The sequence below is a fragment of the Peptoniphilus sp. BV3C26 genome (assembly GCF_000478985.1).
Lineage (GTDB): Bacteria > Bacillota > Clostridia > Tissierellales > Peptoniphilaceae > Peptoniphilus_B > Peptoniphilus_B koenoeneniae.
Window position 1 is genome coordinate 1 of sequence record NZ_AWXB01000060.1, and the last position, 24,021, is coordinate 24,021.

General features: G+C 33.3%; 26 protein-coding genes and 1 other annotated feature. Of the genes, 1 reads left to right on the plus strand and 25 read right to left on the minus strand.

Going from position 1 to position 24,021, the window contains the following annotated elements; genetic code table 11:
- Window positions 1–85: 85 nt before the first annotated feature.
- The 22 genes from HMPREF1253_RS07290 to HMPREF1253_RS07395 all read right to left on the minus strand — a co-directional run bounded on the left by HMPREF1253_RS07290 (window position 86) and on the right by HMPREF1253_RS07395 (window position 17,537).
- Window positions 86–1,429 carry a sodium-dependent transporter gene (locus HMPREF1253_RS07290; RefSeq protein WP_023056162.1) on the minus strand — a complete coding sequence of 448 codons (1,344 nt, stop codon included), beginning with the start codon at window positions 1,427–1,429 and terminating at the stop codon, window positions 86–88.
- A gap of 62 nt (window positions 1,430–1,491) precedes the next feature.
- Window positions 1,492–3,135, minus strand: coding sequence for a tryptophanase (locus tag HMPREF1253_RS07295; protein ID WP_036739776.1), 1,644 nt, complete (start codon window positions 3,133–3,135; stop codon window positions 1,492–1,494).
- A gap of 306 nt (window positions 3,136–3,441) precedes the next feature.
- A complete protein-coding gene (locus HMPREF1253_RS07300) occupies window positions 3,442–4,110 on the minus strand; it encodes a TVP38/TMEM64 family protein (protein WP_023056184.1) in 669 nt (222 codons plus the stop codon).
- A 97-nt stretch (window positions 4,111–4,207) separates the two neighbouring features.
- Window positions 4,208–5,818, minus strand: a complete 1,611-nt coding sequence (locus HMPREF1253_RS07305) for an S-layer homology domain-containing protein (RefSeq protein ID WP_023056193.1) — start codon at window positions 5,816–5,818, stop codon at window positions 4,208–4,210.
- Window positions 5,819–5,883: 65 nt separating this feature from the next.
- Window positions 5,884–6,564 (minus strand): S-layer homology domain-containing protein, encoded by a 681-nt coding sequence (locus HMPREF1253_RS07310; protein WP_023056143.1) that lies wholly within the window; start codon window positions 6,562–6,564, stop codon window positions 5,884–5,886.
- Between the two features lie 35 nt (window positions 6,565–6,599).
- The gene (locus HMPREF1253_RS10150) at window positions 6,600–6,776 is read right to left on the minus strand and encodes a hypothetical protein (protein ID WP_023056151.1); all 177 of its coding nucleotides are present in this window, start codon (window positions 6,774–6,776) and stop codon (window positions 6,600–6,602) included.
- A 143-nt stretch (window positions 6,777–6,919) separates the two neighbouring features.
- Window positions 6,920–7,099, minus strand: a complete 180-nt coding sequence (gene rpmF / locus HMPREF1253_RS07315) for a 50S ribosomal protein L32 (RefSeq protein WP_023056165.1) — start codon at window positions 7,097–7,099, stop codon at window positions 6,920–6,922.
- 2 nt (window positions 7,100–7,101) lie between these two features.
- Window positions 7,102–7,620 (minus strand): DUF177 domain-containing protein, encoded by a 519-nt coding sequence (locus HMPREF1253_RS07320; RefSeq protein WP_023056145.1) that lies wholly within the window; start codon window positions 7,618–7,620, stop codon window positions 7,102–7,104.
- A 109-nt stretch (window positions 7,621–7,729) separates the two neighbouring features.
- Window positions 7,730–8,110 carry a RidA family protein gene (locus tag HMPREF1253_RS07325; protein WP_023056148.1) on the minus strand — a complete coding sequence of 127 codons (381 nt, stop codon included), beginning with the start codon at window positions 8,108–8,110 and terminating at the stop codon, window positions 7,730–7,732.
- On the minus strand, window positions 8,100–8,459 hold the full coding sequence (gene rsfS, locus HMPREF1253_RS07330; RefSeq protein WP_023056173.1) for a ribosome silencing factor: 360 nt from the start codon (window positions 8,457–8,459) through the stop codon (window positions 8,100–8,102). The genes HMPREF1253_RS07325 and rsfS overlap by 11 nt, the downstream gene beginning before the upstream one ends.
- A 9-nt stretch (window positions 8,460–8,468) precedes the next feature.
- A complete protein-coding gene (locus HMPREF1253_RS07335; RefSeq protein ID WP_023056186.1) occupies window positions 8,469–9,362 on the minus strand; it encodes an LCP family protein in 894 nt (297 codons plus the stop codon).
- Window positions 9,359–9,919: a bis(5'-nucleosyl)-tetraphosphatase (symmetrical) YqeK gene (gene yqeK, locus HMPREF1253_RS07340; protein ID WP_023056189.1), complete on the minus strand. Its 561-nt coding sequence runs from the start codon at window positions 9,917–9,919 to the stop codon at window positions 9,359–9,361. Before yqeK ends, HMPREF1253_RS07335 begins: the two co-directional genes overlap by 4 nt.
- Window positions 9,906–10,511 carry a nicotinate-nucleotide adenylyltransferase gene (nadD, locus tag HMPREF1253_RS07345; protein WP_023056182.1) on the minus strand — a complete coding sequence of 202 codons (606 nt, stop codon included), beginning with the start codon at window positions 10,509–10,511 and terminating at the stop codon, window positions 9,906–9,908. The genes yqeK and nadD overlap by 14 nt, the downstream gene beginning before the upstream one ends.
- Window positions 10,508–10,795, minus strand: a complete 288-nt coding sequence (yhbY, locus tag HMPREF1253_RS07350) for a ribosome assembly RNA-binding protein YhbY (RefSeq protein ID WP_023056198.1) — start codon at window positions 10,793–10,795, stop codon at window positions 10,508–10,510. Before yhbY ends, nadD begins: the two co-directional genes overlap by 4 nt.
- An 8-nt stretch (window positions 10,796–10,803) precedes the next feature.
- Window positions 10,804–12,072, minus strand: coding sequence for a GTPase ObgE (gene obgE, locus HMPREF1253_RS07355; protein WP_023056157.1), 1,269 nt, complete (start codon window positions 12,070–12,072; stop codon window positions 10,804–10,806).
- 97 nt (window positions 12,073–12,169) lie between these two features.
- Window positions 12,170–12,463 carry a 50S ribosomal protein L27 gene (gene rpmA, locus HMPREF1253_RS07360; protein WP_023056160.1) on the minus strand — a complete coding sequence of 98 codons (294 nt, stop codon included), beginning with the start codon at window positions 12,461–12,463 and terminating at the stop codon, window positions 12,170–12,172.
- Entirely contained in the window at window positions 12,456–12,797 is a 342-nt protein-coding gene (locus HMPREF1253_RS07365; protein ID WP_023056154.1) for a ribosomal-processing cysteine protease Prp, read from the minus strand. Before HMPREF1253_RS07365 ends, rpmA begins: the two co-directional genes overlap by 8 nt.
- Window positions 12,797–13,102, minus strand: a complete 306-nt coding sequence (gene rplU / locus HMPREF1253_RS07370) for a 50S ribosomal protein L21 (RefSeq protein ID WP_023056190.1) — start codon at window positions 13,100–13,102, stop codon at window positions 12,797–12,799. Before rplU ends, HMPREF1253_RS07365 begins: the two co-directional genes overlap by 1 nt.
- Before the next feature lie 11 nt (window positions 13,103–13,113).
- Window positions 13,114–13,182, minus strand: a sequence feature (ribosomal protein L21 leader region).
- 182 nt (window positions 13,183–13,364) lie between these two features.
- Complete coding sequence (locus tag HMPREF1253_RS07375) at window positions 13,365–13,844, minus strand: FMN-binding protein (protein WP_023056204.1); 480 nt, start codon at window positions 13,842–13,844, stop codon at window positions 13,365–13,367.
- 144 nt (window positions 13,845–13,988) lie between these two features.
- Window positions 13,989–15,896 (minus strand): threonine--tRNA ligase, encoded by a 1,908-nt coding sequence (gene thrS / locus HMPREF1253_RS07380; protein ID WP_023056159.1) that lies wholly within the window; start codon window positions 15,894–15,896, stop codon window positions 13,989–13,991.
- Between the two features lie 268 nt (window positions 15,897–16,164).
- Window positions 16,165–16,845 carry a DUF6873 family GME fold protein gene (locus tag HMPREF1253_RS07390; RefSeq protein WP_023056144.1) on the minus strand — a complete coding sequence of 227 codons (681 nt, stop codon included), beginning with the start codon at window positions 16,843–16,845 and terminating at the stop codon, window positions 16,165–16,167.
- Window positions 16,842–17,537, minus strand: a complete 696-nt coding sequence (locus HMPREF1253_RS07395; protein ID WP_238318892.1) for an RNA methyltransferase — start codon at window positions 17,535–17,537, stop codon at window positions 16,842–16,844. Before HMPREF1253_RS07395 ends, HMPREF1253_RS07390 begins: the two co-directional genes overlap by 4 nt.
- 229 nt (window positions 17,538–17,766) lie before the next feature.
- On the opposite strand from HMPREF1253_RS07395, the gene HMPREF1253_RS07400 reads away from it, so the two are divergent.
- Window positions 17,767–19,086 (plus strand): NCS2 family permease, encoded by a 1,320-nt coding sequence (locus tag HMPREF1253_RS07400; RefSeq protein WP_023056177.1) that lies wholly within the window; start codon window positions 17,767–17,769, stop codon window positions 19,084–19,086.
- Between the two features lie 93 nt (window positions 19,087–19,179).
- Here the strand turns inward: HMPREF1253_RS07400 and HMPREF1253_RS07405 are convergent, their stop codons facing one another.
- From HMPREF1253_RS07405 to HMPREF1253_RS07415, 3 genes are all read right to left on the minus strand, one after another.
- Window positions 19,180–19,983, minus strand: a complete 804-nt coding sequence (locus HMPREF1253_RS07405; RefSeq protein ID WP_023056199.1) for a stalk domain-containing protein — start codon at window positions 19,981–19,983, stop codon at window positions 19,180–19,182.
- Window positions 19,984–20,188: 205 nt separating this feature from the next.
- On the minus strand, window positions 20,189–20,404 hold the full coding sequence (locus tag HMPREF1253_RS07410; RefSeq protein ID WP_023056171.1) for a hypothetical protein: 216 nt from the start codon (window positions 20,402–20,404) through the stop codon (window positions 20,189–20,191).
- A 306-nt stretch (window positions 20,405–20,710) separates the two neighbouring features.
- Entirely contained in the window at window positions 20,711–23,944 is a 3,234-nt protein-coding gene (locus tag HMPREF1253_RS07415) for a helicase-related protein (RefSeq protein WP_023056142.1), read from the minus strand.
- Window positions 23,945–24,021: the final 77 nt, after the last annotated feature.

Consider the following 24,021-nt stretch of genomic DNA (forward strand, 5'->3'; position numbering starts at 1 on the left):
TATATATTATTATTCTTCTTATTCAGTAATTTATTTGACAAATAAAAAACCACCGTATAAAACGATGGTTTTGAAAATTTTTTTATCAACCTATTCCGCCAAGCATTGCTCCTGCTATTAAAGCAGTAATAGCTGCTAATACGTAAACGTATTTTGCAAGAGGATAATACCATCCTCCTATTGGTTTTATTGTTCCTTCATTTACTCCATTAAGGGCAAATTCTTTGTCTGCTACCCATAGGAACATTATAGCTGCAAGAGCTGCTCCCAATGGACAAATGTAAATTGAAATAACGTCCATCCATTGTGATACTATTGCTTGAATTAAAATTGCAATTACACATCCTATTACATGTATAGCCCCTGTTGCAAGAGGTCTTGAAAAATTAAATTTTTCTTGTAAATATGCAACTGGTGTTTCATAAAGATTGATTATTGAGCTTACTCCTGCAAAAAGAACGCAAACGTAGAAAATAATTCCTACTATTCTTCCTGCTGGCATTCCGTTTAATACGTTAACCAAGAATATAAACATAAGTCCCGGTCCTCCTGTATCAAGAGGTGCCTTGGCTGCTGCCATTGCAGGGATAATTACAAAGGCTGCAAGAAGAGCTGCTATTGTATCAAATACTGCTACGTTTCTTGCTGAAGATGGTATTGATTCTTTTTTGCTTAAATATGATCCGTATATTACAGTTCCACTTCCTGCTACAGAAAGGGAAAAAAATGCTTGTCCAAAGGCAAATACCCATACTTTAGGATTTTTTATTCCTTCAGGATCTACTGTAAATATATATTTGTAGCCTTCGCTTGATCCTGGAAGAGTAAAGATATAAATTCCAAGTCCTACAAAAAGTATAAAAAGTACAGGCATCATTATTTTGTTTGCCTTTTCAATACCGTTTGAAACTCCCAGTACCATTATTATAAAACTTACAATAATTGCTACAACAATCCATAAATTCGCTCCACCTGCAGTGGCTGTGGCTCCGAAAGTGGATCCTATTACATCCATATCTTGTCCCATTTTAGCAAGATCTCCTGTAAAGGACATAAAAGTATATTTAAATACCCATGACATTACGCAGGTATATCCTATTGCAAGGGCAAGAGATCCAAGCACTGGTATAAGTCCTATAGTTTCTCCTATTGTTTTATTTCCAGTTCTAAGCTCTGTACATTTTCCAAAAGCTACTACTGAACCTGCTTGAGTACTACGGCCTAAGGCCATTTCAGTTATTACACCTGTAGAACCTATTAGTACTACAAATATAAAATAAGGTATTAAGAAAGTCATTCCACCGTATGTAGAAACCAATATGGGGAATCTCCAAATATTTCCCATTCCAACTGCGGAACCTATACAAGCTAAAATAAAACCCCATTTAGTTTGAAATCCATCTCTCTTTTTTACTGTATTATTTTCCATAAGGCTCTCCTTATTTAATATAGAGCCTCCCCTTTTAAGGGGAGATTAATTTTATTCATTTTTTACTTTTCTTCTTCACTTGGTGCATATGGTTCCAAGAATGCGTGGAAGTGACGCATTGGTAGATTATGACCTTTAACAATTTTTATGTTTGGAATTGAAGCTCTGTCTTCATAAAGAGCTTTTACAGCTGCTATTACATAATCCATATGTTCCTTGCTAAGTTGACTTCTGTTTATTGCAAATCTTACTACGTTAGCTACTTCTTTTTGTTGTTCCGGTGTCTTTAGATCATATTCCATTGAATAATTTCCAAGTTCAGCTGTTCTTATGCCATATCTACGAATCAATTCAACTGAAAAACCTTGACCCGCAAAAGTAAGAGGTCCACGTTTGTTGTCAAAGAATTCATCCATGTTTATATAAACTCCATGTCCACCTGCTGGAAGTACAACTCCCTTTACTCCTGCTTTATAAAGACCTTGAGCAAGATATTCACATTGTTTAACACGAGCGTCTAAATATTCAAATTTTGATGCTTCATAAAGTCCTGCTGCTAGTGCCATTATATCACGACCACTCATTCCACCGTAAGAGTCATTACCGTAGCATGAAATTTGTTTAACTTTAAGTAGGATACCTACATCTGTTTTTACTGATCCATCTTCGTTAAAGTCTGAGAATTTCTTCCAAAATAATCCCTTATCTCTAAAAGCTAAAACTCCACCCATGTTTGCGTGGCCATCTTTTTTAAGAGAAGCTGTAAAGCCGTCACAATATGAGAACATTTCTTTAGCTATTTCGTTTATTGACTTATCTTGGTAGCCTTCTTCATTTACTTTAATAAAGTAAGCATTTTCAGCCCATCTTGCTGCATCAAACATATAAGGAATGTCATATTTGTGAGCTATTCTTGAACATTCACGAAGGTTTGCCATTGATACAGGTTGACCACAAATTGTGTTATTTGTAATAGTTGTATAAACTAAAGGCACATTTTCAGGTCCAAGTTTTGTAATTAACTCTTCAAGTTTTTCTGTATCCATGTTTCCTTTAAAAGGATTTCTTTCGTATTTACCACCTTCAGGAATATCCCATAATAATTCTTTATTATAAAGGTTTCTTGGAATAGAACCCATTTGTTTAATATTTCCTTCTGTTGTGTCAAAGTGACCGTTGGATGGAATTGTATATGTCTTTCCAGGTTCCCTACTATTTAAAATATTTCTTACAAGTTCAAAAAGTACTGATTCTGCAGCACGGCCTTGTTGGATGATAAATGTGTTTGGTCTTTCCATTTGAGCGGAACCTCCATTGAAAAGTCCCCCTTCATATTCGCAAAGATAGACTTCATCCATCATTTTTTCAACATCTGTACAATCAGTTCTAACAAGGTCTATTATTCTTTTTTGATCATTTCCTCTTTCAAATACATCTCTAAAAGTATCTAAAAGAACATAATATCCCTTATTTCTACCATATGATTCGTCTCCTAAGAACATTGCAGACCATTGCACATCAGTCATGGCAGTTGTTCCTGAGTCTGAAAGCATATCAATTGTAAGCATTCCTGCAGGAAATGCAAATTCATTGTAGTGAGTTGCTTTTAAAGCTCTTTCTCTTTGTTCAACAGTAACTTCCGGTATGTTCTTAGTGACATATGTATAAGAACGTGGTGTCGGTACATTTAATTGGTACTTCATTATCTAACCCCCATATAATTAAAATAATACAACTTTTCTACAGAGGACCCCGGTTAAAAATTTGATAAAATTTTGATTAACACTTTATCGTTTGAAAATTTTTAATAAAATTTGTTTCAAATTAATGAGCGGACAGTACCCTAAGATAAATATTTTAAATTTACCTCTACAAAGAGGTTACCTCTTAAGCATTTATTTGTCAATGCAAATTATTTTTATTAATTTGATAGATTTCTTATTAAATTTATCTTTTATGTAAAGTTATTATAAATATTTAAATAAAAAACCCCAGCTTAAGCTAGGGTTTAATTACCAAAATTTAAAAATACTGAATTTGTCTAAGGCAAATATTGTTCCTAAGGTGTAGGCAATCAAAGCAAATGGTTTTAAAAATATTAAAATCAAAGCAAAAGTTTTGATCCTCATCTTAGTAAGCCCCGCAAAAAGACACAATATGTCGTCCGGTGCTACTGGTGAAAAAATTGCAAGAGCAAATAAAGTGTTGAAATTTTTCTTTTCCAAAAAATCACCATATTTGTCAAAGTTTTTATCTCCTATAATTTTTCTTACCATAGAGCTACCAAAATGTCTTGCAAGAAAAAAGTTTATAAAGCTTCCTATTAAAATGCCTATATAATTATAAAATGTTCCCTTTAAGGCTCCAAAGATTATTACTCCAACTATTGATGTTATTCCGCCGGGTATTATGGGAATTACAACTTGTACAATTTGTACAATAATAAATATAATAGATCCCCAAACTCCAGTTGAATTTATATATTTTATAAGGTCTGATTTAGAGTTAAAAATTCCGGATTTATATCCCCAAACTCCAAAACCTATTATAAACAATAAACTTAGATAAAATAAAATCTTTAATATTAAACTTTCTCTTTTTATATTTTTCACAGGATTTTTTGCCTTTGTTATAATTTTCTTAGCTTTTTTTACTTTAGGTGTTTCTTTTAAAACTTCCATAATCCACCTCAGTATTTATTATATCTAAGAAAAATAAACTATATTTAAAGTAATAATTAAGATTTTATAAAGATTTTATGAAAAATATAAAAAATTATTATTTTCCTGTTGCTTCTAATATTTCATAGTAGGCCCAATTGGATTTTTTAACATCCTTAAATGGATTTTCAGAAAATTTATCTATAAATGCCCTATCCGGTCTTCTTCCTTCCATTCTATTTATTACACTGGCAACTTCTTCACGTTTTATTCCTTGATCCGGTGCAAATTTCTTATCTGACCTGCCTGACATAAAGCCCCATTTAGCAACTGAATTTATTGCATTATAAGCCCAATGGTCTTCTTTTACATCACTAAAAGTCTTATCTGAAATTTGGTTAAGCTTTTTAAAATTCATTACTATTTGTGCAAACTCTGCCCTTGTAAGTTTTTTATTCGGTTTAAATGTTGAGTCTTTATAGCCTGCCATTATTCCATTTTTTTCCACATAGGCAACGGCATCAGCATACCACATTTCTTGAGATACATCTTTAAAGTCAGAATAATCTCCACTTGGCATAGTTTTGTTGCTTAAAAGGGCAAAAACTGCTGCAGCTTGAGCTCTTGTCATAGGTGCATAGCCTTTAAACTCATTTTTACTTACACCGTTCATATAAGGTTTCCTAAAAAATTTAATTGTTTCCAGAAGATCGTTTGAAATTTTGTTAATTTCTTCCGGATTTTTGTCAGTTTTTACAAGTAAATATTCTCCTGTTGCAACTAAGGCTTTTATTTTAGCAAAGTTTTCCCTTGAAGCATCTTGAGGATTTAAATTTTTACCAGCATTTACAAGAATTTGTAAATTTTCAAGATCTCCCAAGTTTTTATTTTTTTTCATATTTACATCTTGAGGATCTTTTTTGTTTTTTTCATTTTCCTCACTTAATAAAAGATCTTTATCTAAAGATTTTTCTCTTACAACTACAAGAGCTTTGGCATTTGCCTTTTTTTCTACTTTATTTTCGTTCCAAGTTGCAAGGATGTTTATACTTGTGTTTTCTCCCTGTCTTGGAATATTTATTTTAAAATTTCCATCTTTATCAGAAAAGCCCTGACCTATTTTTTCTTTTGTTGAAATATCTATTTTTGCCATTGGATTTGTAGTTCCTACAACAAAATCAGAATCTGTATAGATGGTTTCAACTTTTATGCTTCCGTCTTCAACTTTTGTTTGAGATTGAAAGTTTTTTTGGTCTGTGTTTTCTTTTCCATCATTGTTCACACTTGTAACTATAATTGAGTTTTTAAAGTTTTCTACATTTGAAACGTTAGATTTTACCCTTGTTTTTATACCAACTTTAAGATTTTTTACTCCCTTTAAATAGCCTAAGTCATTTACTGAAAGAGTGGTTAAATATTGGGTGTTGTTTTTTACGGAGCTTGTTTTTAAATCAATTTTACCTTTTTCCCTTTGAGCTCCTCTCAAACTTATATCCTCTACGCTTAAATTTTTATCTGTTAGAACCGTTACTACAAAAGATTTATATATAGTTTCGTAGTTTTCCGGAAGATTTACATCTATATAATAATATAAATCCTCTCCTGCTTTTGCTGAAAGTTTTGCCGGTTGTTCAAGTATTACCTGAATTTCTTCTTTAGCAAATAGGTTTACCGGAAAACTTAAAATTATAAAAGCTAAACATATACAAAGTATTTTTTTAATTTTCATAGGAAGCCTCCTTTTATTATTATTATAATATCTTTTTAAACAAAAATCCCCTTTTCAGGGGACTTTTATATTTTTTTGTCTATAATATCCATAAGTTGGCAAATAACTTCTTCTCTTGTAAGATTTTTTTCCGGATAAAATTTTCCTTTAGAAAGGGCAAATATTTTTTCTTCCACTGTATTTTCTACAGAAATTTTTGCAAAATCATTTAATTTTGAAATGTCTTTAATTTTATTTTTACTTTTTAAATTTTCTTTTAAGTTAAGGATTTTACTATAAACAATGGCTCCTTCATATTTTTTAAGTTTCTTATTTGGATAAAATTTATTGTTATAGCCCTTTAATAAATCCAATTCATTTACTGCATTTGCCCACTTTGAATCACAGTCTGAAAATGGGCTTTCCTTTTTGTGAACATGAATCCAATCTTTTTTTTCATATATTTTTACAAGAAGTTCTGCAAATTCTTCTCTTGTAATTTCTTTTTTCATATCACTTCTTACCTTGTCAGAAAGTATGCCCAGTTTTTGAGCTTTATCTAATTTTGCTTTTGCCCAATCACTGTAATTATTATATATTGGCACTTCTCCAAGGGTTATGGAGTTTGAATATTGACTTTTGTTTTTTCCTATAAGATATCTTATTTTAATTTCATAGGCTTTGGCTTTTATTGAACTTTCAATTTCTGCCTTTTTTATTTCAATTTTTTCTTTTTCATTTCCTTCTAACGCTTTTTTTAAATTCACACATTTTTTTGAATTTAAATCTTTTATATTTATTTCTAAATAAATTTCTTCTTTTTTTCGTTTTTTATAATTTTTTCATTGTTTTCAAAAGAAATAATATATGAGTCTTCTTCAGTTTCTCCTGAAAGTTTTTTCGGTCCTTCTATTTTTTCGCCTGCAAAGGCATTTGTGAATAAAAAAAGGACTGAAAAAATAAATATTAATTTTTTCAATCTTTTCACCTCAGGTTAATATTAACATAAATTCATTAATTAAAACTATTTGTAACCGTTTTGTAATCTAATTGTAAACTATCTAACACATAAATTTTTCCAATAAAAAAAGCGCATCGAGCGCTTATTTTTCTCGTGCGCAATTAGTCCATTGCAATAACTTCTTTTCCGTCGTAGAATCCACAGCTTGGACACACTCTGTGTGGAAGTTTTGCCTCATGGCAGTTAGGACATTCAACTACAGTTACTTTGTTTAATCTGTATGAAGAAGCACGTCTTTTGTTTCTTCTTTGTTTTGAAGTTTTCCTCTTTGGTACAGCCATTCTCACACCTCCTCATTAAAGAGATTTAATAAATTCTTAAATCTGGGATCTACTTGGCTCTCATCCTTGCAATCACATGGTCCTTGATTTAAATCTTTACCACATTTCGGGCAAAGTCCTTTGCAATCTTCTTTGCATAAAACTTTTCCTGGCATTGATGTGATTACTTGAGAAATAATGAGATCATCTAAAAAAATCCCCTCATCATTCATTGTAAAATATTCGGTCATTGCATCATCATCTATATTTCTTAAATCTTTTATAAAATAAGCTTCAAGTTTTGTTTTTACATGATTTTGCATTTCTTTTAAACATCTGTCGCATTTTGTATTATACTCATATTCAATAAGTAAATCAAGTTTTAATTCATCATCTAAATTATACAGATGTCCCTTATATGAAATCGGAAAATTTATTCCAAGTCCATCTATATTATAGTCGCTTTCATTTTCTTTAAGGTCTCCTTCAAAGTTTAATATTCTATCTGAACTTTGCAAAAAATCCTTTATACTGAGTATCATAAATATCACCTCTAGAAAAGCGCAATATACATTTTATCTTTTTTTAAAAAAAATGTCAAGATTACTATATAAAAAATCCCGTCTTAAACGGGATTTTAATTAGCTTTAATTAGCATTCAGCAATCATTTCAATTTCAATCATTGCATCCTTAGGAATTGCTGCAACTTGTACACAGCTTCTTGCAGGTTTATGTTCATTAAAATATTCTGCATATACTCCGTTTACCTTAGCAAAATCGTTAATGTCTTTTAAGAAAATATTTACTTTAATTACCTTATTTAAACTTGATCCTGCATTTTCAAGAATTGCCTTATTGTTTTCAAGACTTCTCTTTGTTGCTTTTTCTATTGATTCGCTTACAAGTTCACCTGTTTCTGGGCAAAGTGGAATTTGTCCTGATGTAAAAATAAAATTACCTACTTGAATTGCTTGTGAATAAGGTCCTACTGCTGCAGGTGCCTTGTCTGTGTGTAAAGTTTTAACGCTCATTGTTTTCCTCCTGATTTTTTTTAATTTCACCATTTTCCCAGAGCCTTTCAAGATTATAATATTCTCTTTCATCTCTGTGGAATACATGTACTATTATATCACCGTAATCTAAAAGAATCCACCTCATGGAATTTCTACCTTCCTGATTGTCGGTGTCATAGCCGTTTTCACTCATTTTTTCTTCAATTTCATCTGCAAGGGATTTTACCTGAGCTGATGAATTTCCACTTACGATTACAAAATAATCTGCAATTGAACTTAAATTTTTTATGTCTAAAACTTTTATGTTTATACCTTTTTTCTCTTCACAGGAATCCGTAATAATTTTCAATTTTTCTTTAACGTCCAAATGAACCTCCTATTTTATTCCTATTGTTCTTAACAAGTCATCAGTTTTTTCTTCATCCATTATAAAATAAGAAATTTTGCCTATATATTTAGGTCTTCCTTCTATTGTGTCTGAAGAAATATCTGATAAATCCAACTTTCTTGCAGCAAGTCCAAGTTTCACAACTTCTGAAAATTCCATATTTGTATCTGCATGTTTTTTGTAAGTGTTTATGATTGCAGGGATTCCCAAAACTCCTCTTGGGCTTTTTATTTTATTGGCAAGAGCTTTTACAAAATTCCTTTGAGCTTTAACTCTGTCTAAATCATTTTCTTTGTAGCCATGTCTAAACCTTAAAAATTTTATCGCATCATTTCCATTTAATTTTTGTAGTCCCTGTTTAAAGTGAATGTGAAGAGGCGGTTTGTCCCATTCATCATCATAGTCCATGTCTATAGGAATATCAACTTTTACTCCTCCTACGGAATTTACTACCCCTTTTATAAAACTATAATCAACAGTAATATAATTTTTAATATCTGTGCCCAGTAAATTGTTTACGGTTTTTAAAGTTAATTCGCTTCCACCATAAGCAAAGGAATGATTTATTTTTTCTTTTCTTTTTCTTCCTGCTATTATTGTTCTTGTGTCTCTTGGAATTGAAATAAGATGAATTTTTCCCTGATCAAAGTTTAAATTTCCAATCATAATTACATCTGATCTTGTATTTTCTGTATTTTTTTGGTCAAGAGAATCCACTCCCAAAAGTAAAAATGAATAAGATCCGTTTTGTCCCTTTAATCCTTCTAATATTTCTGAAGGACCCTGACCCTTATTTATAAATATAAAATATCCTACAAATCCAATTCCCAAAATAATAAGAATAAGAAGTGTGGTAAAAAAACCTTTTAAAAATTTAATCATAATTTCTCCAATAAGTTATTTCTTGCTTTAATTGTTTCTAAGTCTATTACTTTTTTTTCTTTTATTAAAAATTTAATTGTTGAATCAAATTTATATAGGCAGGCAAGATTTAAGTCCTCTTCTGAAAGCCTACGAGCTTCACAGACCCCTTCAAAATCTCTTCCCGGTTCTATATAGTCTGCAATAAAAATAATCTTGTCTAAAGGGCTCATATTAATTTTGCCAGTCGTATGAGATTTTATAGCTTCAAGGATTTCTTCATCATTTATTTTATAATCTCTCTTAACTTTAAGTGGAGCAAGGTAACAGTGTATAAGCTGAGGAGATTCTATTAAATTTTGACTCAATTTAAAATTAAATTCTTCAGCAAGTTCAAAGGGATCTCTATTGTACTTTGCACTATCGTGAATAAGCCCTGCTAAATATGCCTTATCCTTATCCACTCCATAAATTTTTGCAAGTTTTTTTGCAGTGTCGGCAACTCTTAGGGAGTGCTCATATCTTGATTTTTTTAAATTTTTTTTAAGATCTTCTTTAATAAATTCAATAGTTTTCATAAAGACCCTCGTCCTCTATATATTTAATTACATTGTCAGGCACTAAGTATTTTATGGATTTCCCCTCTTTTATTCTCTTTCTTATATCAGTAGAAGAAATTTCATACTGAGGAAGATCCTTTAAAAGATAAATCTCCGCCCCGTAATTTTTTTTCAAATAAACTATTTCTTTTTCAAGTTCATCAATCTTTTCATATCCGGGACGAATTGAAGCGACAAACTTACAATTCTTTGCAACTTGGTCAAAATTTTTCCAAAGTTTTAAAAGAAAAACAGTGTCACTTCCTAAGAAAAAATAAAAATCTCCCCTATAAAGACTTTTAAGCTCATTTAAAGTGTCAACAGTATAAGAAAATCCAGTTCTTATAGTTTCGATGTCAGAAATTATAAACTTAGGATTATCCTTAATTGCAAGATAAGCCATATTAAACCTGTGAAAGGCATCAGCTTTTAGGTGATCCTTGTGAGGAGGGTTCCCTGTAGGTAAAAATATAACCTTATCTATATTCATTTGTTCAGACAGATACTCTGCTATCATAAGATGTCCAAGATGAATAGGATTGAAAGTCCCTCCCATTATTCCATATTTCATAACTCTATTTTTTTATTCTCTTTTGATTCTCTATAAATTGTTAATTTGCTTCCTATTTGCTGAACAAATTCAGCACCCATTTCAGCTAAAATTTCATCAGCAACTTCTTTTGCTTCAACTGGAGAATTTTGTAAAAAATTTATTTTTACAAGTTCATGGTCCTCAAGAAGCTTGTCAAGTTGACTGTAAGCCATATCACTAAGACCTGACTTTCCAATTTGCATACAAGGTCTTAAATTGTGAGCTAAGCTCTTTAAATATGACCTTTGTCTTCCATTTATCATTTAATCACCTATTCAAAAAATTCAAATTCATATCCGTCAATAAAAACGGAATCTTTTTCTTCTATTCCCAATTTTTTAAGTTTATCTATTACACCATTTTTTCTTAAATTTTCTTGGAAATATCTCAAAGAATCCCTATCTTCAAAGTTTGTGGACTTAACTAACTTTTCAATATAGGGTCCATCAACAACAAAGCTATTTGATTCATCAAGATATACATTTATACCTTCTTCTTTTTGAGAAACTTCTACAAATTTTTCATCGTAAGTTTCTTCTTCCAATTCCGTTTCATTTACAAGTTTAAAAGCTCTAAACATAAGGTCCTTTAAGTTTTTTCCACTTGCTGCAGACCCTTCATATATTTCATACTTATTTTGAAACTCTTTTTTAAGTTTTTCAAGGCCTTCTTCGCTGCCTGGAATATCCATTTTATTGGCAAAGATAATCATAGGTTTATGAAGAAGCTTTTCATTGTAATTTTTCAGCTCATCCATAATTTTATAAAAATCACTTACAGGATCTCTTCCTTCACTTCCTGAAACATCAATAACATGGATTAAAACCTTAGTCCTTTCAATGTGTCTTAAAAACTCATCTCCAAGGCCCTGTCCTTGAGCAGCACCCTCTATAAGACCAGGTATATCTGCAATTACAAAACTTTCTTCTGGTCCAAGATTAACAAGTCCTAAATTAGGTTTTAAAGTTGTAAAATGATAGTTTGCAATTTTAGGTCTTGCATTTGATACAACTGAAAGAAGAGTTGACTTTCCTACATTTGGAAAGCCTACAAGTCCAACATCAGCAAGAAGCTTAAGCTCTAAAGTAATTTCTTTTTCTTCTCCGCGAGTTCCTGCTTCTGCAAAAGTAGGAGCTTGTCTTGTAGAATTTTTAAATTTTGCATTACCCTTGCCGCCACGACCACCTTTTGCAATTACATATTCCATGTCCTTTTTATTTAAATCAACAATAACTCCTCCTGAATCCTTATCTTTAACAAGGGTTCCTAGAGGAACTTTAAGGACTATATCTTTTCCCTGAGCTCCAAATTTTAATTTGCTCATTCCATTTTCGCCATTTTCGGCTTTATATTCTCTTTTGTATCTAAAATCAAGTAAAGTATGAATTCCAGTATCCGTTTTTAAAATTATATCGCCGCCGCGACCTCCATCTCCTCCGGCAGGTCCTCCGGCAGGTTCATATTTTTCTCTTCTCCAAGCAACGGCACCATCTCCGCCTTTACCTGCTTTAACTTTTATATTTGCTATATCTATAAACATAATTTCACCTTTTTTTAATTATATCACATGAAATTAAAGGCACTTTTAAGAAAAAGTTAAATATTAATAAAAAAATAAGGTCGCAATACTGCGACCATTATGCTAATTCAGCTTCAGGATAAACACTTGCGTATTTTTTGTTTCCTCTGCCTTTAGTTTCAAATTTTACTCTGCCGTTTTCAGTTGCAAAAAGAGTATCATCTTTGCCTCTCATAACATTTAGACCTGGATGAATTCTTGTTCCCCTTTGTCTAACTATTATGTTTCCTGCAAGAACGAATTGTCCATCACCTTTTTTAACTCCAAGTCTTTTTGATTGAGAGTCTCTACCGTTTTTAGATGAACCTGCTCCCTTTTTAGATGAAAACAGTTGAAGATTAAATTTAATCATTCTGCACCTCCTGTATTTCGATCTTTAAGTTTTCAGAAAATTGCATTCTTATTAAATCAAGTCCAAGCTTAAGTGAATTAAATAAAAGTTGAACCTTTTCATTATCTGCCAATTTTCTATTTACTCTTATCATTAAATATCCGTCAGTTTGCTTATCATAAATATCGCTTTCGTCAAAATTTAATAACTCAAGCAAAGAAAAATAAAATGTTTGAGTTAATGCTGAAATCCCTGCACACACAATTTCTTCACTATCATTGTCTGCATAGGCATGGCCTTTTGCTTCAAAGCCAAGAAAAATATTATTCGACGAAAAAAATACAATCTCAGTCATTATGCAATACTTAAAATTTCAACAAATGTGTAAGGTTGACGATGTCCTTTTTTTGTTCTCTCATTCTTTTTAGATTTATACTTGTAAGTAATAACTTTTTTATCTTTGCCTTGAGCTAAAACCTTAGCTTCAACCTTGGCACCTTCAACTAAAGGTTTACCGATTTTAATGTCATCGCCTCCAAGAACTAAAACTCTGTCGAATACAAGAGTTTGACCTTCTGCAACATCAAGTTTTTCAACTTTGATTTTATCTCCAACGCTAACTTGATATTGCTTTCCGCCTGTTTCAATAACAGCGTACATTGTAGCACCTCCTCATAAATAAGACTCGCCATTGTAGGCGTCTAAGACTTAATACCTACTCTGTGCGGTTACATTTAAGTATAATAGCATATATAAGCTTCTTTTTCAAGTAATTATATATTAGTATTAATAAAAAATTTTTACTAAAAAAATAAAAATAGCAAACCTCTAATATTTGCTATTTATGAAATCTATTTGATTAAAATGTTATAAAATTTTCACAGTATCTTTTTATAAAAAGTCACCTTTCGGCGGCAATTTATTATTCAGCCTTAGCTTCTTCAAGCATTTTGCTTACAAGTTCAACATAAGCAGCATGAGTATGGGTTGCCCCTGTTACTGAATCAACTTTAGTAATGTCTTGTTTTTCAACAAGTTGCTTTGGATAATCTTTAGCTCCTTCAAGAGATGCTTGAGCTTTATCGTAGGTTTCTTGATTTTTAATTTCTCCGTTTTCTTTTCCGTAGTTTTCGTCCTTTTCGCTTCCATCACCGTTGTAAAGAACAAGTCCTGCGTCTGTAATCTTACCATCTTTTACAGTAACTGTTGCTGTCATATATCCACCATGTTCGTCGGGTTCGCTGTCTTTTGTATATTCACCGTCTTTATAAGCCATTTCAGTTGCTGCTGGTTTAGCATTTCCATTTGCTTCTTTACTGTTCTTAGGTGCTGCATTTTTATTTCCGCAACCACTAAGAAGAAGTGTAGCTATTAATGATACTGTAACTAATTTTTTAAACATAATCTTCCTCCTTATTTATGTTTTGTCGTTATTTTACAAAAATTCTTTTTATTTTTCAAGATACCCTTACTAAAGCTTTATTGCGTGAAGTCCATTAAAATAAAAAGGGAGGTGCCGAGGCACCCCTATGAAAAAATTGAGAAACTAATCTTCTATTCTTTTTGAATCTACTTCTTCTTGTAGATCTCTTACAAAATCATCAAACTTAACATCTTTTATTTCTTGACCATTTCTCTTTCTTACTGAAAGAAGACCTGATTCCATTTCTTGTTCACCTACAACTAACATATAATTAATTTTTTTAAGTTGAGCTTGGCGAATCTTATATCCAACTTTTTCAGCTCTTTCGTCTATTTCAACTCTAAAGCCTTTTTCTTTAAATTTTTTCCTTAAATCTTCAGCATATTCATAAAATTTTTCAGAAACAGGAATAATTTGAATTTGAACAGGACTTAACCAAAGAGGGAATTTTCCTGCAAAGTGTTCAATTAAAATACCCATAAATCTTTCAATAGATCCCAGCAAAGCCCTGTGAAGCATTACCGGTCTTGCCTTTTCGCCATTTTCATTAATATAGGAAAGTTCAAAGTTTTGAGGCATTTGGAAATCAAGTTGGATAGTTCCACATTGCCATGTTCTTCCTATAGCATCTTCAAGATGGAAATCTATTTTAGGACCGTAAAAGGCTCCGTCTCCTTCATTAATTTCATACTTAAGACCCTTTTCTTCAAGAGCGTCTTTTAAATTCTTTTCAGCAATGTTCCAATCTTCAATTTTTCCCATAAAATCGTCAGGTCTTGTAGAAAGTTCAATTTTATACTTAAAGCCGAAAGTTGAATAAAGAAGATCTGCAAGGTCTATCATTTTGAAAACTTCATCTTTTACTTGTGAAGGAAGACAATATACGTGAGCATCATCTTGAGTAAAAGTCCTTACTCTAAATAATCCGTGAAGAGCTCCTGAAAGTTCATGTCTATGAACTTGACCAAATTCAGAAAGTCTTATAGGAAGATCTCTGTAAGAATGAGTGTTTTCTTCATAAACAAGTATTGAACCTGGGCAGTTCATCGGTTTTACAGCATAGTCTTCATTATCTATTTTTGTAAAATACATATTGTCCTTATAGTGATCCCAGTGACCTGATCTGTGCCATAAAGCTTCATTTAAGATAATAGGAGTTTGAATTTCTCCATATCCTCTTTCAAGTAAAATATTTCTCCACCAGTTTAAAAGATTGTTTTTCAAAATCATACCGTGAGGTAAGAAGAATGGAAATCCAGGTCCTTCATCTCTCATTGTAAATAAATCCAACTCTTTACCAATTTTCCTGTGATCTCTTTTTTCAGCTTCTTCTATTCTTTGAAGATATTCATCAAGTTGTTTTTTCTTCATGAAACTGATTCCATAGATTCTTTGAAGCATTTTATTGTCGGAATCTCCTCTCCAATATGCACCTGCAACGGAAAGAAGTTTTATAGCCTTTATAGATTTTATATTTTCAATGTGAGGTCCCTTGCAAAGGTCTACAAAATCTCCAATTTTATAAATATAAACTTCTTCATCATCAAGATCTTTTATAAGTTCAACCTTATAATCTTGGCCTTCTTTTTCAAAATATTCAATAGCTTCTTGTCTTTTCATTTTTGAAGCTTCTACATCGTAAGCTTTTTTAACAATTTCAGCCATTTTTTCTTCAATTTTTTGTAAATCTTCCGGTGTTATTCTTTCTTCCAAGTCAATGTCATAATAAAAACCGTTGTCTATAGCAGGTCCTATAGCAAACTTTGTTTCAGGCCATAATTCTTTAATAGCATATGCCATAAGATGAGAGCTTGTATGCCAAAAAATCTTCTTACCTTCAATATCATCAAAAGTAACAATTTTAACATGGGCATCCTTTTCAACTAACTCTCCCATACCTAAAATTTCTCCATTAACAACAGCTCCTAGAGCATTTCTCTTTAAACCTTCAGAAATCTTTCCGGCTATGTCCATAACCTTAACCGGTCCGTCAAATTCAAGTTCTGAATTGTCAGGTAAATAAATCTTCATCCTTTTCCTCCTAAATTAAAAAATAAATAAAAAAAGCCATCATCCAAAAGGACGATGACCGTGGTTCCACCTTAATTAAACTCTAAGAATTTATCGCATATCTTACGCCTTGCATTACCAAGGAGCTCCGGGTTAGTTTTCAAATAAATGAAATTTGAAGCATTCTCAGCCTTTCTTAGCTTCTCTCTGTCTAATTTCTTAGATATTTTACTCTTCCCTTCAACCAATGGAGATATACTAACACATTTTTTATAATTTGTCAAATTTTTTAAAAAACACACATGTCAAGGATCCCACCATAATCCACTAATTTTTCAGATAAAACTTGAGGCTTAAATTTTTCTAAAATCTCCTTAGAAGGATGATCCTTGTAGGGACCGCTTATAAAAAACTTATCTAAAACTTGTCCTGTGGCTCCGCCTATAAACCCATAATTATAATTTTTAAGCTCTATAAAACCTTTTTCAATTAAATATATATTTGTAATATCTTTAAGCTTCTTGTAGATACCCATGTCTGAAGTAATTAAAAAATTTGAACCCAAAGCTAAATTACACTTTGTATAACCTTGGTTTACATTAATTAAAGTATATCCATGCCTTTTATAATAATTTAAGATAATTTCATCTGTAAGCTCTAAATTATGAATAAAATAATTCGCAAAACTAAGACAATTAAGACTTACATAGTCCCTATAAGTTGACCCGAAAGATTTAGAAGCCTTTATAACTTTTCTTTCTGGAAAAATCTCGCAGTAATAGTCATAATTATCCCTATCAACTATAAGACTTCCGTCGGGAAATTTATGGACTAAAATATCTGGATGAGTGTTCAAGGGAAATGGAATGTTTTTATTCTCGCAAGTTTTTAAAACTTTATAACCAAATTTTTTTAAATTTTTTTCAATATTTTCATCGGCTCTTTTATCTATTAAAACAATCTTTTTCATTTAGTCATCTCATACATTAAAATTGATGCGGCAACATTGGCATTTAAAGAGTCCACTTGTCTACTAATGGGAATCACTATATTGTCGTCACTTAACTTCATAAGGTCCTCTCCTATACCGTGAGCTTCGTTTCCTATTATTAAAATTGTATTTTTTTCAAATTTATATTCCCTTGAAGAAGTAGAATTATTTAAACTTGTAGTTACAATTTTGAAATTATCCCTGTTTTTATAGAGAATATCCCCGCCTACATCTTGATAAATTGGAATTCTAAAAATAGAAGCCATGGAAGATCTCACTGTTTTAGGATTATATAAATCAACTGTCTCTTTTGAGAGGATCACCCCATTAAGGTTAAAGGCATCGGCACTTCTTATTATGCCTCCTAAATTTCCCGGGTCTTTTATTCCGTCAAGATAAATATATTTTCCCTCTTTTTCTTTAAACTCTCTTTCAAATTTTTTGAAATATGCAATTATACCCTGAGAATTTACTGTTGAGCTTAAAGATGAAAAAAGACTTTTACTATAATAGTCGTGAGAAATTTTTTCTATATCTTTTTTTAGATTCTCAAATTGTTTTTCCTCTTCAATGGCCATATAAATTGGTTTGTAAATTTTAAGGGCTTCTTCTAAAACAATAGGTCCTTCAACTAAAAAGATTTTTTCTTTATCTCTGTACTTTTTTTCCAATAAGGATTTATAAAATTTGAATTTATTATTTGAACTACTTTTTATTAATGTCATAAAAATATTATACCTTAAGAAATAAAATATTCAAAAATTAAAACTTTTTTCACTTTTTTATAAAAGTTCATTTTAAAGAAATAAATACTTAAAAAACAACTTGTAATTTTTTGTAAAAATCTGATAAAATTAGGCGTAAGCTATTTTTATGAGAATCTTATTTTAGGAGGCTATTTTGAACCAAGGATTTTTAGAAAATCAATTTCACCTAAGTGAAAGAGGAACAAATGTAAGAACCGAAATTATGGCAGGTCTTACTACCTTTATGACTATGAGCTACATTCTAATTGTAAACCCCAGTCTACTTTCCCAAGCAGGCATGGACCAAGGAGGAGTATTTACAGCTACGATTGTATCCTCAATTATCGCAATTATATTAATGGCATTTCTTGCCAACCTACCCTTTGCACTTGCTCCCGGTATGGGATTAAATGCATTTTTTGTTTTTACGGTAGTTTTACAAATGGGACATCCCTGGCAATACGCTCTTACTGCAGTGTTTATTGAAGGTGTCCTTTTTTTATTGTTATCAATTTTTAAAGTTCGTGAAGCCCTTTTCGATGCTATACCTATAGTTTTAAAAAAGGCTGTTTCTGTAGGAATAGGACTTTTTATAGCCCTTATAGGTCTTTCTTCAGCAGGAATTGTTTCCTCAGGAGATGGAGTAATCTTAACTATGGGAAATTTAATTTCAAAAAATTCTGCAGTATTTTTCTTTGGCCTAGTTTTAATGGCATTTTTAACTGCAAAAAATGTAAGAGGAGCCCTCTTATATGGAATAGTTGGATCCACAATTCTTGCCCTTATTTTAGGAGTAACAAGTTTCCCACAAGGCACAATTTTTTCTTTACCTCCAAGTTTAGGACCTGTTGCTTTTAAAATTCAATGGAATAATATTTTTACCCTTGAAATGTTCAGTGTAATGTTCACATTTTTATTTGTTGATATTTTTGACACTGTGGGAACTCTTACAGGAGTTGCAACGAAAGCAAAACTTCTTGATGAAAATGGAAAACTTCCTAAAATAGGACAAGCTCTTTTGGCCGATGCAGTAGGTACTGCCTGTGGAGCTTTACTTGGAACAAGTACCGTAACAACTTTTGTAGAAAGTGCATCCGGTGTTGCTGATGGAGGAAGAACTGGACTTACTTCTCTCTCAACAGCATTTTTCTTTTTCCTTTCCCTATTTTTCTTCCCAATTATTTCCATTATACCTGGAGCTGCAACAGCACCTGCCCTTGTAATGGTTGGACTTTTTATGATGAGTCCTATAGTTGATATTAATTTTGATGATTTCACTGAAAGTATTCCTGCCTTTTTAACAATTGCCATGATGCCTTTTGCCTACAGCATCGCAGAAGGAATCTCCTTCGGAATGATTTCATATGTATTTTTAAAAGTTTTAACAGGAAAGCAAAAAGAAGTTTCACCCTTAATGTATCTTCTTGCTTTAGTCTTTATTTTAAGATATTTAAAACCCCTCTTCGGTTTTTAAATTTAAGGTAAAATAAAAACAGGCCGAATTTTTTCATCGGTCTGTTTTTATTTGCCTAAAATAGGCATATATATGATTTAATTTGGAGAATTACTATTTTAACTGATCTATTATTTTTTCAGCTTCAGATTTATTAATTAAACTTTTATTTTTATTTATAACTATTGAATTAAGACTTTCTTCCTTATCTTTAAAAATTATTTTTTTATCTTTAATAAAAATCTCAGCTTTTTTGGAATCTTTTTCCAATTCCACTGAATACTTTTTTGCTTGCCACCTTACAGTAAAGCCCTTATCTTCAAAAAATTTTCTAAGATTTATTAAATTTTCAGAAAGGTCAATAACTTTTTCAGGACTTGTTTGTGGTGGGTCTGACCTTGTTGCAGTTTTATAAAAAACCAGAAATTCATTTTCTTTTTCTTTTAGAGGAACTTCCTTTCCTTGTAAGTCTAAAATTTTAAGTCCTTCTAAATTTAAAATCAGCCTTTGACTCATGCCTCTACCACTTTTATCGTAAAAATCTATGTCCACTGCAAATTCATATTTTTCTTTTGAATTATATTTCACTATAAAATTCGGTGAAATTTGTGGTGGTTCGCTTAATAAAATAGGTGTGTCATTTTTATAATAAACATCAACCAAGTCACCTTTTTTTAGATTCATTTTTTTTACAAGAGAAGAAGTTTTTAAATCTACAAATCTAGTATTTTCTAAATGTAAAATATATTTTTGTCCTTCATTATCTTCTATTCTTGCACTTTTTGAATCTGCAGATAAAACTTTTGCGGAAATTTTTTCATAGGATTTGGTGATTTCTTCTTGTGAGTTTTTTTCTCCGGCAAAGACGTTAAGTCCTAGTATAAGCGTAAGTACAATGCAAAATATTGTTTTTTTCATTTTTTCCTCCTTTATAAAAACAAAAAAGTTTAAATAATTTATCTTTAAATAAATTATACAAAACCCAGTGTAAAATTCTTGTTAAGAAAATAAAGAAAATTAAAAAAACAAAAAAAATAAGCCCCACAATTACCTGGTGGTCGTAAAACAGTAAAATCAAAAAATGGTGAAAACCTTGTGTTTTCAAGGGGCGACGTGACGAAAGTCACGCCGTTTCCTTTTTCATCAGCTCATTCAGAGGAATAAAGCCCAGTCCGTCGTACTTGATATGGATGTGCTGTGCCCGCTTGTGCCGATCACCTTTTTCGTAGTAGGTGATGCGGTTTTCAAGCTGCTGTTTTTTGTGTTGGAGCTGCGAGAACTTGCGTTCATTTTCCGCTTTCTCCGCTTCCAGTTGGGGTATGGTTTTCTGTTTTGCCATAGTACATGACCTCCTTGTTTTTGATGTGGGGATATAAAAAGACCGCCTACCGAAAGTCGGCAAACGGTCATGGGTATATATACAAAACTTTGTGAGTGGTGCTGTTTGCGTCAGCAAATTGCGCCACTCACAAAGCACGCAGGGATAGCCGCAAAGCGGCGCAAGGGGTGCAGCCCCTTGTACGGAACAACATGACGCAAAACAGCCCGGACTTCCAAGTGTCCGGGTTGTCTGCCTCGCAGAGCGCACGTATACAGGCGTCAGCCTGTATAGAAGTGCGCCCTTTGTTCCAAAGGGATTTTTGACTTAATCAGCAATGTGCAAAATGCGTCTCACATATTCCTCATTGCCCAAAAAGTATTGCTCGATTAACTCCCAGCGCTCATCGTCATTCATGTCGGCAGAAAAGAATGCCGTGAGAAGTCGCTCGTTATTACGATGATGTTCTTGAATGCTTTGCAGCACACCATTGGTATATTTTCCGCTTGTTGCCAGCCGCTCAAGTTTTTCAGGATCGTTAATACGAATAAATACTTCTGCTTTTTCTCCGCCTCGGATTTCATAGGTTGCCAGCCCAAGCAATTCCATAAAACGCAGCAATGGCATGATCTCAATTTGCTTATTTTGAACCAACGGGTAAAATCGGAAGAACGAATTATCTTCTGTATTAACCACGCACTGCCCAATTTGGTGAATAAAGAAGTTGGGAAGTCGCGCGTATGCGGCACTGCTGACAAAATATCCTGTCTCGTCCGCTCCGGGCATTTTCCTACTACGAAGAACCCGGACACGGCTTCGACTCTGGCTGTATGCTGCATACTCATTTACGCTTTCGGTGAATATGTCAAGCAGCATGCCTGCTTTGTCATGAGGAATCACTTTTTCGCCAAGCATTTCAGCAAGTTCTGCTTCAAACTGCTTTCGAGAAAACTGCTTTGTCTCGCCGTTTTTATACTTCTCAAATATTTGCGTAATTGCAGTAATAACAGTCTCGACGCGCTGTGATACGGCAACATAGTCATCAGAGTAACGTATCTCTACTCTGACGCGCGGTGCAACAGTATAGTTTTTTCCACTCACGGAAATTCCCCGCTCAAAAAATTCCTTTTTGAACATGCCGAATGAGCGGTCTGGGTAACAATTTTCCCAAATCCCCGCCATATCTACAAGGAAGGTTTTCCCAGAACTGTATACTGTAATATCGGATGCACGGCTCTGATTCTTTGTAGGAACAGTGCGAGGTGCAATGCCTTGCTGGAATGTGCAGTATGATCCAAATAACTTCAAAAACTCATTTTCTATCTCGTGTGGAACATTGACATAGTTTTTTGAAAGCATTGCTTTGGGACGTACAATTAAAACGGGGAATGTGTATTTGTTGCTCAAGTCTTTTGAAAGAAGCAACAAGCCTGATTTTGTCCGATTTTCGACATCTTTTTCCTTAAAAAGGTACTCGAATGTTTCCGCCGAAATCAACAGATTCCGCCTTTTCTTTGCTCGTTGAATTGCACATATCTTTTTCAGCATTTCACGCAGCTGATACTGCCGCATTTCAGAAATTCCGTTTAAGGATCGAACATATCGAAGATCACTGGGAAAGTAGTCAATATGAGCTACACCTTGAATCTCAGTATTGCGGGCGGCTCTTCCGATTTCCTGAACATAATCAGATAGTGTGCCGGTCGGGGCAAAGTGAATAACGTGTTTAATATCGCCAACATCGATACCCATGCCGAAGGCTTTGGTGCAGAACAGCCCCATAGCCGTTCCCGCCTTGTAGTCTCGCTCCACCATCTTGCGTTCCGCCGAAGGTATTTGCGCGTGGTATCTCCGAATCTTCACATGGTCTGTGGCATTAACCAGATTATAAATCTGATCGACTTGACTCCGATAGGGAAAATAAGTAAGTACCTTCTCGCCTCTGGCAATATATTCACGCATTCTCTTCAATGTCAAATCCAGTTTGGCATTTTCGATTCGTCCCTCAACTTCGGCGGGGTTATGGCGTTGAATATCGAAAGAAATATTACTTCGCTTTACATTCCCGAGATGGATAATAGTCTTTCCCAAACCGAGTTCGTGAATTATATCATTTACAACATCGTCATCACCAGAATATACAGCCGTGGCTGTCAGACACAGTACGGGGAACGATAATCCATCACGAGCCGTCTGTTTCAAGAAATCGCCAAGGAACCAATAATCTGATCGAAAATCGCGTCCCCAACTTGTGACAGTATGGGCTTCGTCAATGACAACCATGCCTACTTGCCGACCGCCCAAAAACGATTGCAAATGAGTTGTCAATAGCAGCTCAGGGGCAAGGTATAGCAAGGACTTTTTTCCTGCATGTATCTGGTCGATAACATCACTACGTTCCTCTATGCTCATGCTTGAGTTAATGCAGGCAGCAATAGAAATTCCTCGTTCACGTTGCAGTTGGTCAACCTGATCGTTCATAAGAGCTATCAGCGGGGATACGACAATCGTAACAAGATTGTACTTTTCGGCAAGATAGATCGCAGGAATCTGGAAAAGAATCGACTTTCCAGAACCAGTCGGTGCAGTTATAAATATATTGCTGAATATATCTCCATCTTGGGCAGCTTCACACTGATCTACGATTTCAGCGATAATTTGCCCCTGGGTTATTATTTCTGTTTCCTGTGAACGGTCGGGATCTTTGTAAAAGAGTAATGGTCGAAATTGAGCCGCATTGCCCCAGTACTTTTGAAGCACATGAACAAATTGGCTATCATTATACTCTATTTTTTCTTGATACAGCTCAAGTTCATCAAGAAATACTTCCAGATTAAGCAGATTTGCCGCACTAAAAATTGCGCTGGTTCGAGCAGAAAGGCTATCTCCGCTTTGTAAGAAAAGCGCAGATGAAAGCACACCATTGGTCATATTAAGACAATACTCCCAATCTTCTATGCTACCAACTTCAATATGCTTGATGTCATCTGTAAGCGGTTCTTTCTCTACCACACAGCCTTGCCAAAATGGAACGATTTCAATGCGTTCGTCATCGAGAGTAGCTGGTAAGAGTAACGCTTTTTCCTTCTTCAGCAGCTTAACATCTCCGTACATTTTGACGAGTTGGGCCAAGGGACTCCCAGCAGGAGGTTCATGCTCGGTCTGCCAATAATCAAAAAGCTTTTCAGCATAACTGTATGGGAAATAGCAGGGAACCCAAGGTGAAAGGATATTATTTTCTATGACTACAATATTATCGATCTTCATACGGGGAAGGAGTTGTCTAATCGCCAAAAGCTCCTCATAAAAGCCCACCATCGGTTTTGTTGCACTTTTGATAGATGCTGCAAGATCGAGCCATCTATCGTCTATTGCTTTCAAATCAAGGAACCCCTCGTGTAGCAGAGAGGCATCATCCAACAATGAATTGGGATGTGTAATCAAAAACCGAATCTGTTCCAATCCAAATCCTTTGAAGAATATCAAAGTATGCCCTGTGAACTCGGAAATCAGTTCTTCAACGCGATTAGAAAAATACTGTCCGATGGTTGAAGTAGACATTGTGGTGCCCTCTCTTTCTATCCATGCTAAATTTCAGACTTAGCATGGGGTAATTTAATGCTTTAATTATATCGCAA

What these genes read in the sequence shown, in the direction of transcription:
- obgE (WP_023056157.1), bottom strand. Translation starts at nt 12,072, where the DNA reads ATGTTTATAGATATAGCAAATATAAAAGTTAAAGCAGGTAAAGGCGGA.
- HMPREF1253_RS07290 (WP_023056162.1), bottom strand. Translation starts at nt 1,429, where the DNA reads ATGGAAAATAATACAGTAAAAAAGAGAGATGGATTTCAAACTAAATGG.
- HMPREF1253_RS07325 (WP_023056148.1), bottom strand. Translation starts at nt 8,110, where the DNA reads ATGAGCGTTAAAACTTTACACACAGACAAGGCACCTGCAGCAGTAGGA.
- rplU (WP_023056190.1), bottom strand. Translation starts at nt 13,102, where the DNA reads ATGTACGCTGTTATTGAAACAGGCGGAAAGCAATATCAAGTTAGCGTT.
- HMPREF1253_RS07305 (WP_023056193.1), bottom strand. Translation starts at nt 5,818, where the DNA reads ATGAAAATTAAAAAAATACTTTGTATATGTTTAGCTTTTATAATTTTA.
- yqeK (WP_023056189.1), bottom strand. Translation starts at nt 9,919, where the DNA reads ATGAAAACTATTGAATTTATTAAAGAAGATCTTAAAAAAAATTTAAAA.
- yhbY (WP_023056198.1), bottom strand. Translation starts at nt 10,795, where the DNA reads ATGATAAATGGAAGACAAAGGTCATATTTAAAGAGCTTAGCTCACAAT.
- thrS (WP_023056159.1), bottom strand. Translation starts at nt 15,896, where the DNA reads ATGAAGATTTATTTACCTGACAATTCAGAACTTGAATTTGACGGACCG.
- HMPREF1253_RS07390 (WP_023056144.1), bottom strand. Translation starts at nt 16,845, where the DNA reads ATGAAAAAGATTGTTTTAATAGATAAAAGAGCCGATGAAAATATTGAA.
- HMPREF1253_RS07410 (WP_023056171.1), bottom strand. Translation starts at nt 20,404, where the DNA reads ATGGCAAAACAGAAAACCATACCCCAACTGGAAGCGGAGAAAGCGGAA.
- HMPREF1253_RS07300 (WP_023056184.1), bottom strand. Translation starts at nt 4,110, where the DNA reads ATGGAAGTTTTAAAAGAAACACCTAAAGTAAAAAAAGCTAAGAAAATT.
- HMPREF1253_RS07375 (WP_023056204.1), bottom strand. Translation starts at nt 13,844, where the DNA reads ATGTTTAAAAAATTAGTTACAGTATCATTAATAGCTACACTTCTTCTT.
- rpmA (WP_023056160.1), bottom strand. Translation starts at nt 12,463, where the DNA reads ATGATTAAATTTAATCTTCAACTGTTTTCATCTAAAAAGGGAGCAGGT.
- HMPREF1253_RS07365 (WP_023056154.1), bottom strand. Translation starts at nt 12,797, where the DNA reads ATGACTGAGATTGTATTTTTTTCGTCGAATAATATTTTTCTTGGCTTT.
- HMPREF1253_RS07335 (WP_023056186.1), bottom strand. Translation starts at nt 9,362, where the DNA reads ATGATTAAATTTTTAAAAGGTTTTTTTACCACACTTCTTATTCTTATT.
- HMPREF1253_RS07405 (WP_023056199.1), bottom strand. Translation starts at nt 19,983, where the DNA reads ATGAAAAAAACAATATTTTGCATTGTACTTACGCTTATACTAGGACTT.
- HMPREF1253_RS07320 (WP_023056145.1), bottom strand. Translation starts at nt 7,620, where the DNA reads ATGATACTCAGTATAAAGGATTTTTTGCAAAGTTCAGATAGAATATTA.
- rpmF (WP_023056165.1), bottom strand. Translation starts at nt 7,099, where the DNA reads ATGGCTGTACCAAAGAGGAAAACTTCAAAACAAAGAAGAAACAAAAGA.
- nadD (WP_023056182.1), bottom strand. Translation starts at nt 10,511, where the DNA reads ATGAAATATGGAATAATGGGAGGGACTTTCAATCCTATTCATCTTGGA.
- HMPREF1253_RS07415 (WP_023056142.1), bottom strand. Translation starts at nt 23,944, where the DNA reads ATGTCTACTTCAACCATCGGACAGTATTTTTCTAATCGCGTTGAAGAA.